Here is a 12,333-nt window from a genome sequence, read left to right as displayed (position 1 = left end):
CTTTGTACACCAAATAGTTATATCATGAGTGCAAACGAGCAAACAATATTGGCGTTCGAGACGCGTGTAAGACAGATGATTCTCCACTTCAAGCAGTTGAAGAAGGAGAACGAGGATCTTCTGGCACAAATCGAAAAGGGTAAACAGGACATAGCCGACCTGCAGGCCAAGCTTACTCAGGCACAGAATGATTTCAATTCACTGAAGATGGCTAAGATGATGCAGATTACCGATGGTGATCTTGAAGGCGCAAAAGCCCGCGTCACCAAGATGATAAAAACGGTTAACCAGTGTATAGCCATTCTGAGCGACGAACAATAAATAAAAGGTGCCCACAATGACAGAAGTGAATAACGAGAAACTACATATCAGGTTGCACGTCTACGACGAAGAAATCGAGGTAACCATCAAGCGTTCCGACGAGGAATTCTATCGTAAGGCAGCCAAACTCATTACCGACCGTTATAATGCCTATTCGCAGGCTTATAAGGGTAAGAAGGGTGAGCATACCATAGCGCTCATGACGCTGATTGATATCGCCCTGATGTACGAGCGTGAGCGCGGCAACCACGACACTGATCCTTATAATAGTATTCTCACTAAGTTGACTTCTGAAATAGAGGAGGCACTTAAGTGAGAATATCATTTTATTAACATAGATTTTATATGGATATTATTATTGTACTACTGATCGCTGCAGGCGCCCTCGCATTAGGAGGAGTCTGCGGATATCTTGTATTCCGCTACGTTCTTAAGGGGAAATACAACGAAATGATTGACACAGCCACCAAGCAGGCCGATGTCATCAAAGAGAAAAAGCTGCTCGAGGTGAAAGAGAAATTCATCAATAAGAAGAGCGAGCTGGAGAAAGAGGTGCAGCAGCGCAACCAGCACATCCAGCAGAGTGAGAACAAACTCAAGCAGCGCGAGATTTCGCTCAACCAGCGCCAGGAAGAACTGGGTCGCCGTAAGAACGAGCTCGACAACCAGCAGCAGCGTATCGAGAACGAGAAGAAACTGCTGGCCGTAAAGGCCGACGAACTCGAGAAGATGCAGCTCAAGGAGCGCGAGAAGCTCGAGGAGGTATCAGGTCTGAGCGCCGAAGAGGCTAAGAATCGCCTGGTAGAGTCGATGAAGGACGAGGCTAAGACAGCCGCAGCCAGCTACATCAACGAGATTATGGACGAGGCCAAGCTGAACGCTAACGCACAGGCCAAGAAGATAGTTATCCAGACCATTCAGCGTGTAGCTACCGAAACCGCTATCGAGAACTCGGTAAGCGTGTTCCACATCGAGAACGACGAGGTTAAGGGTCGTATCATCGGTCGCGAGGGTCGTAACATCCGCGCACTCGAGGCCGCAGCAGGTGTTGAAATCGTTGTCGACGATACCCCCGAGGCAATCGTTATCTCTGGTTTCGATCCTGTACGCCGTGAGGTTTGCCGTCTGGCACTCCACCAGCTGGTTAGCGATGGCCGTATCCACCCCGCACGTATCGAGGAGGTGGTTGCCAAGGTTAAGAAACAGCTCGACAACGAGATTATAGAGACTGGTAAGCGCACCGCTATCGACCTGGGTGTTCACGGTCTCCACCCCGAGCTCATCCGCATCATCGGTAAGATGAAGTACCGCTCATCATACGGACAGAATCTGCTGCAGCACGCACGCGAAACTGCCAACCTGTGTGCCGTTATGGCCAGCGAGCTTGGCTTGAATCCTAAGAAGGCCAAGCGTGCCGGATTGCTGCACGATATCGGTAAGGTGCCCGACGAGGAGAGCGAGTTGCCACACGCTATCTACGGTGCCAAGATTGCCGAGAAGTTCAAGGAGAAGCCCGATATCTGCAATGCCATCGGTGCTCACCACGACGAGATGGAGATGCAGACACTGCTGGCTCCTATCGTACAGGTGTGCGATGCCATCTCAGGAGCCCGTCCAGGTGCACGCCGCGAGATTGTAGAGGCTTACATCAAGCGTTTGAACGACCTCGAGGCTATCGCCATGAGCTATCCCGGTGTTACCAAGACCTACGCCATCCAGGCTGGTCGCGAGCTCCGTGTAATTGTAGGTGCCGATAAGATGAACGACGCCGAGAGCGAGGCCCTCAGCGCCGATATCGCTACAAAGATTCAGAACGAGATGACCTATCCTGGTCAGGTAAAGATTACCGTTATCCGCGAAACACGTTCTGTGGCTTACGCCAAGTAATCTTTAAATAATCTGTTTGATATCAAGTAAATCAGATACCGTGTAAGTGGGGGCCTCAGGGTCTCCACTTTTTATGTCGTATCCCCAACGGTTAAACAGCAGCGCATCCATGCCCGCAGCCATCGCGCCTTTAATGTCGGTTTGCAGGTTGTCGCCTATCATCAGCGTAGTTTCAGGCTTAGCCCCAGTCTGCTTAAAGGCATACTCAAAATAACCCGCAGCAGGCTTGTTTACCCCCGCATCCTCGCTCAGCACAATCGTGTCAAAATAGTCGCGCAAACCGCAGGCTGCCAGTTTTTTGTACTGCACCTCGTGGAATCCGTTGCTCGTCATGTGCATGCGGTACCCCTTTTCGCGCAGGTATTGCATCAGCTCGTGAGCCCCCTTAACCGTGCCAGGCTTACAGCTGCAGTACTCCAAAAACTTATCGCTCATCTCCAGGCAGTACGCCTCGGTGGCAGCATCGCCCATCCCCACACTCAGTGGTCGGCGGAATCGCTCCACTATCAGGTAATCGCGCGTAATCTCGCCCTTCGAGTAGCGCCCCCAAAGGTCGATATTCGCCTCCCAGTAAGCATCGTAAAACACCTGAGGATCAGCAAAATAGCTACTCAGCTGGTAATACTCGAACGTTTCGCGTATGGCAATCTCCGAGTTGCCATAGGTGTCGTAGAGCGTGTCGTCAAAGTCTACAAACAAATCCTTATATACCTTATTCTTTTCCATACGTCTGCAAAGTTACGTATTTTTTTGGCATGCCGTTTGGTTTTCTGACAAAAAATCACTAATTTTGCAACCAAAGTTCTATAACAAGCCCTAAGCAATGAAACGTCTATTAATAATATTTATCGCCTTAACAGCGGCTTTTACAAGCGTTAAGGCGCAATCGGTGGAAAAAGAATTGCAGGCCGACCCTAACCGTGCGGCAGGTATGTTCTATGCCCTCCCCATAGGCAAGATGCCTAAGGATACCCCCGCGCCCGCCGGTAAAAGACCATTCTACATCAACCACTACGGTTGCCCGGGTTCGTATTATCTCGATAAAAAGGATTACTATACCGATACTTACGCCACCTTTGCAAAGGCCGACAGTTTAGGCAAGCTTACCAAGCTGGGCAAGGATGTGTTCCGCCGTATCAAGTTACTGTGCCAGGATGCACAGGATCGCGATGGCGAACTCACCCCTATCGGCGCCCAGCAGTCGCGCGACATGGTAAAGCAACTGGTTGAGCGTTACCCCGATATGTTCACCCCCGATGGCTACTACAGCGTGCGCAGTATTGTTGAGAACCGCTGCATTATGACCATGCAGGAGGGGCTGCTACAGCTCTCGGCCATGCATCAGCCCATCATTGCCCGCAGTAAGGCATCGCTACAGGAAAACAGGTTTATGAACCCTGTTGATAAGCAGCTTACCTCGCAGCGTACCGATTCGCTCACCCTGCTGCATTACAATCGCTTTGTATCGCTCAACTCCAGCGACAACCGCCTGATGCAGTCGCTCTTTAACGATCCCTTCTACGTGGTTTCAAGCATCGATGTACCCAAGCTGGCCCGCCAGTTGTTTATTCTGGCAGGTAACGTGCAGCATGCCAACATCAATAAAAAAGTTACCCTCTGGGATATTTTTACAGATAAGGAGATTCACCAGCACTGGCGCAAGCAAAACGCCTGGCACTATATTAACTATGGTGGCTGCACCCTTAATGGCGGCTATCAGGCCTACCTGCAGCGCGCCACTCTGCGCAACATGATGCACATGGGCGACAGTGTGCTTAAGCGCTATAGTCCACTGATGCACCTGCGCTACACCAACGAGCAAGTTATCATGTCGCTGGCCTGCCTCATGGAGCTCAATGGCTGCGGTTTGCATACCGACAACCTCGACTCGCTCGAAGCCTATGGCTGGGCCAACTATCGCATCGCCCCCTTAGGTGGCAGCATTATCATGATTCACTATCGCGCCAATCACGACGATCCCGATGTGCTGGTAAAAGTACTGCTCAACGGCGAGGAGGCACGCCTGCCCATCAAAACCGATTGCGCCCCCTACTACCACTGGAAGGATGTTAAGCGCTACTATCTGCGCAAAATCTATCGCTACGAGAACCGCCGATTCAGCCACCAAAAAAGATAACATTTCATGAACACCAAAATCAAATACACGCTCCTGTTGATACTGGCCGTAAGCAGCTGTAGGCTGTCTGTGGCCCAAAGTGTTATCGACCTGATCAAGCAGCGCCCATCCTACGCATCATGCAATTACGATGTGTATCCCGATAGCATCACCGCTAAGCTCACACCAGCCCCCGCTGGAAAAAAGCCGTTCTATATTTCGCACTATGGTCGCCATGGTTCACGCTACATCAGCAATCGCAGCGGATTCGACACCCCCTACTTCATGATGCTGCATGCCGACAGCCTCGACGAGCTTACACCTACAGGCCAGCAGGTACTGCGCCACATGAACAATATCATGCGCAACACCGAAGGCCGCTGGGGCGAACTTACCGGCTATGGCAAACAGCAGATGCAGAATATAGGTCGCCGCATGGCCGAACGCTTCCCCGAGGTGTTCCATCCAGGCGCCAACGTTACCTGTATCAGCACCGTTGTGCCCCGTTGCATCGAGTCGATGGGCTCTTTAGCCATGGAGATGCTGCAGGTATGCCCGCAGTTGCACATCACCATGCAAGCCTCAAAGCGCACCCAGTGGTATATGAATTATCAGGACAAGAAATTACGTAAGAGCTATATGACCCCCGAGGCTCAGAAAGCCTTAGACGCCTATACCGCCACCCGTATGGGTAACACCCGACTGATGGAGCTGATATTCAAGAATCCCGATATCGCCGAAGAGTTTGTAAACCAGGAGGACTTCAGCTATTACCTCATGAAGATGGGACTCTTCCAGCTCAACACCAACTTTAATCGCAACACCAACCTTATTGGTCTTTTTAATACCAACGATCTGTATCGCATGTGGCAGGTCGACAATGCCTACTGGTACCTGCAGCATGGTGCCTGCAAACTTAACGGTGGTAAACAGCCTTACACGCAGCGCCACCTGCTTAAGAAGATGATTGCCGATGCCGACAGCTGCATCAAACTACCCGATCCTGGTGCACAGCTGCGTTTTGGTCACGAAACCGTACTGCTCCCTTTGGTATGTCTGATAGGTGTTAACGGTTTTGATTTCTCTACCGACAACCTCGACGAGCTCGAGGGCCATGGCTGGTGGTGCAGCAGTGTGTTCCCTATGGCCAGCAACCTGCAGTTCATCTTCTACCGCAGCAATCCCAAGGATAAGGATGTGCTCGTAAAAGTACTGCTCAACGAGGTCGAGGCCACCCTCCCCATCTCCACCGACTGCGCCCCCTACTACCACTGGGCCGACCTGCGCCAGTACTGCCTCAACAAACTCGCCGCCTATAAGCAATAACTGCTTATATCATTTATACTACGCTTGTATAAACGCCACCTTACGTCTGTTATCTTTCGGACGCACGGCAAAAACAAAAAGTTGCGGCGTGCTGTGTGCTGCGCCATAACCTTACCAGGTTTTCGATAAGTCAAATGATTAATATTGTTTACAATTTCAACGCAACGCAACAATATTTTTTTTACAAAATCATTTATAAAAAAATAATATTCACATCCATCTTGTAAGCTCCGAGAATACGTACATTGTGATAGTACCACGCCGCACGCAGCACGCCGCACGCCGCAACTTTTTTGGTTTTGCAATGCGATGGTGGCAAGAACTGAGAGGAATTTGTTAGTATTATAAATATTATATATTATTATATATATTATAATATATATAATAATATATAATATTCTGCGAACAAGGTAGTGAGTGTGTAGATTACGGAAAAGTTGCGGCGTGCGGCGTGCGGTGTGGTGGTAAGTACAGGAAACGAGATTGTACTAATTTGAGCGAAATCCGTAAAATTCGGAGCCATAGAATTACTATTCTTTGCGCAAGAAATGAATAACCAAAATATTTTCGCTTTTTGATTAAAAAAGTGGCTAAAATATTTGGTAGTTTGAAATATTTTTTGTACCTTTGCATCGTTAATCAAAAACAAAGCGCGCACAACTTTTGAGAGACACAAACAACACTTAATTATTAACCATTTTAAAAATTAAAACACACAACATTATGGCAAAGATTTTTTATCTGCTGAAGCAGAACAACACCAAGACCTCGAAGATTTACGGCAAGTGGTTTGCCCGAGGAAAAACCACCGAAACACTGAACACCCGAAAGATGGCCAACCACATTGCAGAACACGGAAGCATCTACACCCCAGACGTGGTATTCGGAGTGCTGGAGAAATTCAGAAGCTGTCTGCTAGAGATGCTGCTGAACTCGAAACGAGTAAAGATCGACGGTCTGGGCATCTTCTTCACCACCCTGGAGAACGAGCCAGGCGGAGCCCTGAGAAAGGAGGATTTCTCGCCAGCCAAGAACCTGAAAGCCCTGCACATTAGATTCCTGCCCGACCAGGAGGCTGAGACCAACATCTCAAGCAGGGAGTTTATCAAAAGGGCTGAGTTTGTGAATGCCGAGACATTTGCAGGACAGCTGACCGAGGAGGAAGATAAACCAAGTGGTGGTGGTAGCAACCAGGGCGGCAATACCGGTGGAAACACTGGTGGCGGCGGTAACCAGAACCAGGGTGGCAACACCGGAGGCGGTGGCGACGACGACGAGTCGTACGGAGATTAGTGGTTGGGGGCTAAGGCCCCAACCTTCACATTAAACATGAAACATTAACCTATTAAACCTTTAACCATTATGACAAAGAAAGAGACATTGAAGTTTATCGTACAGATGATTGCCAGTATCGCAACAGCGATTGTTACTGCCCTTGGCGCCACCAGTTGCGTGGCAGATTGAACAACAACCACGAACCATTAACCATTAAAAGAGATAGAGCCCACAGCATGGTCTGTGAGCTCTATTTTTGTACCATGACCTAACCACCTAACAAACTAACATTTGGTATTTTAGTTATTCGACAAGATATAAAAATATAAAGTAGAATTATTATAAAGTAGGATTATATTCTTAATTTTGCCTAAAATATTTGGTAGGAAAGCCTAAACTCCGTATATTTGCGGCACGATATAAATTGCAAGAGATATGGAGTTTGTTGACAGACAGAAGGAATTTTCACGCTTGCAGGCTGCTCTAAAGAGAGAGAAGCCTCAGTTTATAGTGGTTTATGGACGTAGACGAATTGGAAAGTCGACACTGATAAAAAAGGTGATGGACTTTGAACGTGGCGACATTTATTTCTTGGCTGATAAAACCGCTGAGCCAAGTCAGCGTCAGCTTTTCTCGTCACTTATCGACATGAGTATCGAAGGCTTCAGCATGGCTAACTATCCTAACTGGGAATCGCTGTTGCTAAGTTTAAACAGGTCTATCAGCCACCGCATAACCGTTTGTTTGGATGAATTTCCATATCTTGTTAAAAGTTGTCCTGCTCTGCCATCGATACTGCAGAGACTGATTGACGACAAAAAACTGAAATACGATTTGATAATCTGTGGATCATCGCAACAGATGATGCAAGGTGTTGTACTCGATAGCACAGAGCCTCTGTATGGTCGCGCCGACGAAATAATGAAAATGAAACCTATCGCCCCCACTTTTGTTGGTCAGGCGCTAAGATGTGATGCCGAACAGGCTGTTAGAGAGTATGCTGTTTGGGGCGGTGTGCCAAGATACTGGGAACTGCGCGAAAACTATGACAGTTTGCATGCAGCAATAGAAAACCTAATGCTTACATCCGAAGGAACGCTTTACGATGAGCCATCACGCCTACTGCAGGATGAAATGCGCGATACAGTACAGGCCTCTTCTATATTATCATATATAGGCAATGGCGCAAATAAACTATCCGAAATTGCTGCCCGTGCCGAGAAACAAGCAACAGATATTACTCCCCAGTTGTCGCGACTGCGCGAACTTGGCTTTATAAATAAAGAGGTGCCATTTGGCGAGAGCGAAAAGAAGAGCAAAAAAGGGTTGTATCGCATATCCGACCCACTGTTGTGTTTCCACTATCGATATGTACTGCCATATCGTTCACTCATTGAGTTGGATAATAGCGCGGCAGTATTGGATGTATTCAAAAAAACGGAGAACGAATATGTTAGTATGGTTTGGGAAGAACTATGCCGAAACCATATCAGCTCGCAGGGTGTTGATGGCATTTTATATAAATTAGCATCTCGCTGGTGGGGCAGCTATTATAACGAAGAAAAAGGAGAATATATCCCTGTAGAACTTGATGTAGTAGCCGAATCGTTTGACGGTAAGCATCTGTTCATAGGCGAATGTAAATGGCAGGAGCATATAGATGCAAGCGAGGAAATATCGCGATTACAGAAAATAGCGAAGGGACTTCCCTTCGCCAAGGACCACGAAATACATTATGGCCTATTTTTAAAAGAAACTCCCAAAAACGCGGAAAATGCAAGGATATACTATCCTGCTGATGTAATGGAAAAATAGTAATACGCGATATCGGCATAGCAGTAAAGGCGGGTGCTGCGGGTTTTGATAACATCGGTGTGGTAATGGCGGTGGTGCTGCATTTTGCGTATCTGACTATAGGAGGCGGTAAAGGAGCGGTTATAGGCGGTGGCTAAGAATCGCACCTGGTCCTTGTGCGACAAACGGGACAACTGGGGATGGCGCTGCTGTTGTAACAAGATAAAAATGGCCAGATAACGGCACTGGCCTTGCATGGTGGAGAGTCGGCGAATGCGCGAGCGACGGGCTTGGCTGTTGGGCTGCAGGTTGAACACAAAGCCGTATTGCTTGGATAACGAGGAACGGTTCCACGCCTGCTCTACCTGCTCGGCAAACGAGGGTTTCATCTGGAACCGACCAATAGAGAAGTCGGCACCCTGACTGCCTTTGGTAACATAAAGACCATTAACGGCGGCTCGCTCTATCTCGTCCTGCCACATGGAATAGCGGATAAGCTCTGGAAACACGATAGCCTCGGCCAAACGTGCATCCACACCAAAGGGCGCAAACTCCTGCTGCCACTCGGCGTGGTGATCGGCCACATAACGTGCTGCCGAGGTCCAATCGCTACCAAACACTTTTTGATAACGTGTGGAAAAAACAGTGGTGCTGCCCATAAAGAGCAGCAACCACAGTATGAGATAGCGCAAACCTACCATTTTACAGTTTGTAAGTACACTTTACAATCTTACCCCCATCGAAGATAATCCACTCTAAACGATCGGGGTTAGCAGTGAAGGCCGCTGGAGCGTAGGTGGTCATACCATTCAGGATAATCTCGCCCGTTTTAGAGTACTCTACAACGCGCTTGCCACTACGACTCTTATAAACACCATAAGGCGGGTTAGTGCCTGAATCAGCGCCCTTCTTCAGTCGGGCATCGGCCTTTTTATTAATGGCCTTCAGCTCATCCTCGTTAATCTTGCGGAACTTGCCATTCTCGACTACTGCATACTCGCCAGCCTCAGCGTTCTGGGCCAACAAAGGCCAGTTGCCACCAGGTGATTTAAAATCGTTTACGCCACCAATGTAGCCACGGCACTCCCAGGCGCCAAATGTCCAGCCTTTTGGCAGTTCGTAGACGGTTTCCTGACAAACGGGCGATGCCTGCAGCTCGGGCAGATCCTTATAGGCCTGGTCTAAGATGTTGCCCACGGCAATCACGCTATTCAGGTCGGCACGACCGATGGCACATTCTGGCAGATCGCCACTGGCAACCACCTCACGCGACAAGCGGGTATATTCGGCAGCAAACTTCTTGTGCTCGGCTATCAGGCGCAGCAGCGAGGCGCGATACTCCTTGGCAGCCTCTAAACGATAGTTGTACAGCAACTGATCGGCCTCATCATAAAGGGCATCAATCTTGGCTGCATCATCTATACCACATATCTGCTCGTACAGCTTTTGTAACTTGCTATCGTACTTTTTGCCAATGGCACTGTAATCGTGATTGGCCTCGCGCGTAATCACCTTAGCAAAGTTTTGAGCCAGCTGTCCCACCTTAGCCTCATAGCCTGTAAGGACACCTGTAGTTTGCTGCATCTGCTTGCTAAAGTTGCCAGCATTCATGGCCATCTTCTGCATCTTCTGTACAAAATCGGGGTGAGCCTTGATGTAAGCCTCTTGCTCTTTCTCGCTCATCTTCTCAAAGCGTTCCATCTCGCTCATGTTAACATTGCCACCCATGATTTTAGCCATCACTTTTTGCTGGATGGGCTCCTTCTTCGAGTCGGGCGCGTTCTCATCGTTCAGGATAGCCATCTCCTCTTTGGTAAGGCCAAACATATCCTGCACTTTGCGCTCCCACTTTTGGCGCAGGGCTTCCATATCGGCATCGGAGCATCCGTTGGCACCCTCCTGCAACTGCTCGGCACGTGCCACAACGCGGGCTATCTTAAGTGCATAGGCATCGCGCTCCTCCATGGTGCTGCGGGCCATCTTCTCGGCCGATGGCAACTGTGGCAGCTCGGCCATCAAAGCCGAAGCCGACGAGGCCGATGAGGGGGTAAAGGTTCCATCTCACGTAACTGTAAGGGTTTTACGCTTAGGCACGATATCGTCGCCAGCGGCCACAGCCAACTTAGATGGGTCGGCAGGCTCATCGCTATCGTCCTGCACAGCCTCGCTTATCTCGGCAGTTGCTTTTTTACCGATAACGGCTTGCTGTGCCTTTTGTTTTAGTTTGCCCAGAAATCCCTGAGCATTGGCGCCTGCTGTGCCCATCATGAGCAAGGCAGCCAGCATTACTAAGTGTTTTTTCATATCGGTACTTGTTATTTCTTAATAAACTCTACACGGCGATTCTGGGCGCGGCCGGCATCGGTCTTGTTGTCAGCTACGGGTTCGTGACTGCCTTTGCCTACGGCACGGAGGTTGAACTCGTCGCAACCTAACTGAGCGAGGGCTTTAACAACGGCCTCGGCACGCTGCTGCGAAAGGGGATCGTTGATTTTATCGGAGCCCTGATTATCGGTATGGCCCTGCACTTCGAAACGCACACTGGGGTTCTTCTTCATATAGTCGGCCACCTTCTGAATCTCTTCCATCGACTCGGGCTTCAGGGTAGCCTTGCCCGTCTCGAACAGGATATTATTGGTGACGAACTTACCCGTCTCAGCAATGGCTTTCTCTACAGCTGAGAGATCGGTAGCCTGGCGCTGATAGAGCTCTACTGCACCCTTGGCAAGCACCACATTGGCAACGCCACGATAGGGATTCTCGTCCTGGATAATGAATTCGAAACGAGCGGGGGCTGCTACATTAGGCAGATTGATGATGCGCGTGCCATTGAGGTAGAACTTAAAAGCACGCTTGTTGAACGAGATGGCGAAATGATTCCACTGGCCAACCTTGGTGTATTGCTTTAAATGATCCCAATCCATGCTGCCACCAACATGCTGATCGATACCACCACCCTTCTTAAAGGTATAGTTGCCATAACAATCGGGGGTGCCTGGGCGATAGCGCAGATAGATATGGCCCGTCTGATTGCCACTTGCATCAAGGAACTGGAACTCGAAGAGGAAATCGGGGATTTCGCCAGCCTTACAGAAGAACTCATCCCACTCGAGGGTGAACACATCGGGCAGGTACGACTTCATATTCTCCATCAGCGGCGAGAATCGTGAGTCGGGGGCATTACTATGCGCATACTTCTTACCATTAATAGAGGCTGTCTCCAAGCTACCATCACTGACATCCCATTTTGAGGGGAACTCACCCATCTGTTCGTTAGCAAAGTCGTCCTGGAACAGAATGACGCTACCACGAACAAAGTCGCTCTTCTGGTTCTGACCTACGGCATCGGGGGTGTCGTCGACCGCTTCGGCATCGTCGGCCTGGTTTTTAGCTTTCGAGTTTTTCTGGCCCTTTTTACCGTCGAGCACAGCATCCATCTCGCTATCAACGGCGCGCTCAACCTTGTTCTCAATCTTGTCTTTTGCTTTTTCGAGGGCTTTATCCTTCAACTTCTTCAGAAAGCCCTGCGCATCGGCCGTTGCACTAAAAGCAACCATAGCCAACAATAGTAATAATAGTTTTTTCATAAGCTTTTAGTTTTAGTATAAATAATA

At 49.1% G+C, this 12,333-nt stretch carries 13 protein-coding genes; 8 read left to right on the top strand and 5 right to left on the bottom strand.

The window, feature by feature from the left end; all coding sequences use genetic code 11:
* Window positions 1-24: 24 nt before the first annotated feature.
* The 3 genes from BLU97_RS13150 to rny are packed head-to-tail and all read left to right on the top strand — an operon-like array spanning window position 25 to window position 2,208.
* Complete coding sequence (locus BLU97_RS13150; protein ID WP_074761951.1) at window positions 25-321, top strand: hypothetical protein; 297 nt, start codon at window positions 25-27, stop codon at window positions 319-321.
* Between the two features lie 16 nt (window positions 322-337).
* Window positions 338-637: a cell division protein ZapA gene (locus BLU97_RS13145; protein ID WP_013063326.1), complete on the top strand. Its 300-nt coding sequence runs from the start codon at window positions 338-340 to the stop codon at window positions 635-637.
* Between the two features lie 29 nt (window positions 638-666).
* Window positions 667-2,208, top strand: coding sequence for a ribonuclease Y (gene rny, locus BLU97_RS13140; protein WP_074761950.1), 1,542 nt, complete (start codon window positions 667-669; stop codon window positions 2,206-2,208).
* Between the two features lie 3 nt (window positions 2,209-2,211).
* Here the strand turns inward: rny and BLU97_RS13135 are convergent, their stop codons facing one another.
* Entirely contained in the window at window positions 2,212-2,934 is a 723-nt protein-coding gene (locus tag BLU97_RS13135) for a YjjG family noncanonical pyrimidine nucleotidase (protein WP_074761949.1), read from the bottom strand.
* Window positions 2,935-3,031: 97 nt separating this feature from the next.
* On the opposite strand from BLU97_RS13135, the gene BLU97_RS13130 reads away from it, so the two are divergent.
* From BLU97_RS13130 to BLU97_RS13115, 5 genes are all read left to right on the top strand, one after another.
* Window positions 3,032-4,345 carry a hypothetical protein gene (locus tag BLU97_RS13130; RefSeq protein WP_074761948.1) on the top strand — a complete coding sequence of 438 codons (1,314 nt, stop codon included), beginning with the start codon at window positions 3,032-3,034 and terminating at the stop codon, window positions 4,343-4,345.
* A 6-nt stretch (window positions 4,346-4,351) separates the two neighbouring features.
* Window positions 4,352-5,650, top strand: a complete 1,299-nt coding sequence (locus BLU97_RS13125; RefSeq protein WP_081353032.1) for a histidine-type phosphatase — start codon at window positions 4,352-4,354, stop codon at window positions 5,648-5,650.
* A gap of 723 nt (window positions 5,651-6,373) precedes the next feature.
* A complete protein-coding gene (locus BLU97_RS13120; RefSeq protein WP_074761947.1) occupies window positions 6,374-6,943 on the top strand; it encodes a hypothetical protein in 570 nt (189 codons plus the stop codon).
* A gap of 69 nt (window positions 6,944-7,012) precedes the next feature.
* Entirely contained in the window at window positions 7,013-7,114 is a 102-nt protein-coding gene (locus tag BLU97_RS16125) for a smalltalk protein (RefSeq protein WP_175456386.1), read from the top strand.
* Between the two features lie 246 nt (window positions 7,115-7,360).
* The gene (locus BLU97_RS13115; protein WP_074761946.1) at window positions 7,361-8,740 is read left to right on the top strand and encodes an ATP-binding protein; all 1,380 of its coding nucleotides are present in this window, start codon (window positions 7,361-7,363) and stop codon (window positions 8,738-8,740) included.
* Here the strand turns inward: BLU97_RS13115 and BLU97_RS13110 are convergent.
* Genes BLU97_RS13110 through BLU97_RS16285 form a run of 4 tightly spaced genes read right to left on the bottom strand, consistent with a single transcriptional unit; the run spans window position 8,713 to window position 12,306 of the window.
* Window positions 8,713-9,411 (bottom strand): hypothetical protein, encoded by a 699-nt coding sequence (locus BLU97_RS13110; protein ID WP_139209032.1) that lies wholly within the window; start codon window positions 9,409-9,411, stop codon window positions 8,713-8,715. The genes BLU97_RS13115 and BLU97_RS13110 overlap by 28 nt on opposite strands.
* Before the next feature lie 10 nt (window positions 9,412-9,421).
* Window positions 9,422-10,735: a hypothetical protein gene (locus tag BLU97_RS13105; protein ID WP_074761945.1), complete on the bottom strand. Its 1,314-nt coding sequence runs from the start codon at window positions 10,733-10,735 to the stop codon at window positions 9,422-9,424.
* Window positions 10,736-10,780: 45 nt separating this feature from the next.
* The gene (locus tag BLU97_RS13100) at window positions 10,781-11,023 is read right to left on the bottom strand and encodes a hypothetical protein (RefSeq protein WP_139209031.1); all 243 of its coding nucleotides are present in this window, start codon (window positions 11,021-11,023) and stop codon (window positions 10,781-10,783) included.
* A gap of 11 nt (window positions 11,024-11,034) precedes the next feature.
* Complete coding sequence (locus BLU97_RS16285) at window positions 11,035-12,306, bottom strand: OmpA family protein (protein ID WP_081353030.1); 1,272 nt, start codon at window positions 12,304-12,306, stop codon at window positions 11,035-11,037.
* Window positions 12,307-12,333: the final 27 nt, after the last annotated feature.

The organism is Xylanibacter ruminicola (assembly GCF_900107775.1).
In the GTDB taxonomy this organism is placed as follows: domain Bacteria; phylum Bacteroidota; class Bacteroidia; order Bacteroidales; family Bacteroidaceae; genus Prevotella; species Prevotella ruminicola_C.
The sequence above is the reverse complement of the archived record's forward strand: the minus strand, read 5'-3'. Positions and strand labels throughout refer to the sequence as shown.

Bases quoted from the DNA above. Each gene is read 5' to 3' on its own strand.
- BLU97_RS13150 (WP_074761951.1), top strand. From the start codon at position 25: ATGAGTGCAAACGAGCAAACAATATTGGCGTTCGAGACGCGTGTAAGA.
- BLU97_RS13145 (WP_013063326.1), top strand. From the start codon at position 338: ATGACAGAAGTGAATAACGAGAAACTACATATCAGGTTGCACGTCTAC.
- rny (WP_074761950.1), top strand. From the start codon at position 667: ATGGATATTATTATTGTACTACTGATCGCTGCAGGCGCCCTCGCATTA.
- BLU97_RS13135 (WP_074761949.1), bottom strand. From the start codon at position 2,934: ATGGAAAAGAATAAGGTATATAAGGATTTGTTTGTAGACTTTGACGAC.
- BLU97_RS13130 (WP_074761948.1), top strand. From the start codon at position 3,032: ATGAAACGTCTATTAATAATATTTATCGCCTTAACAGCGGCTTTTACA.
- BLU97_RS13125 (WP_081353032.1), top strand. From the start codon at position 4,352: ATGAACACCAAAATCAAATACACGCTCCTGTTGATACTGGCCGTAAGC.
- BLU97_RS13120 (WP_074761947.1), top strand. From the start codon at position 6,374: ATGGCAAAGATTTTTTATCTGCTGAAGCAGAACAACACCAAGACCTCG.
- BLU97_RS16125 (WP_175456386.1), top strand. From the start codon at position 7,013: ATGACAAAGAAAGAGACATTGAAGTTTATCGTACAGATGATTGCCAGT.
- BLU97_RS13115 (WP_074761946.1), top strand. From the start codon at position 7,361: ATGGAGTTTGTTGACAGACAGAAGGAATTTTCACGCTTGCAGGCTGCT.
- BLU97_RS13105 (WP_074761945.1), bottom strand. From the start codon at position 10,735: ATGGCCGAGCTGCCACAGTTGCCATCGGCCGAGAAGATGGCCCGCAGC.
- BLU97_RS13100 (WP_139209031.1), bottom strand. From the start codon at position 11,023: ATGAAAAAACACTTAGTAATGCTGGCTGCCTTGCTCATGATGGGCACA.
- BLU97_RS16285 (WP_081353030.1), bottom strand. From the start codon at position 12,306: ATGAAAAAACTATTATTACTATTGTTGGCTATGGTTGCTTTTAGTGCA.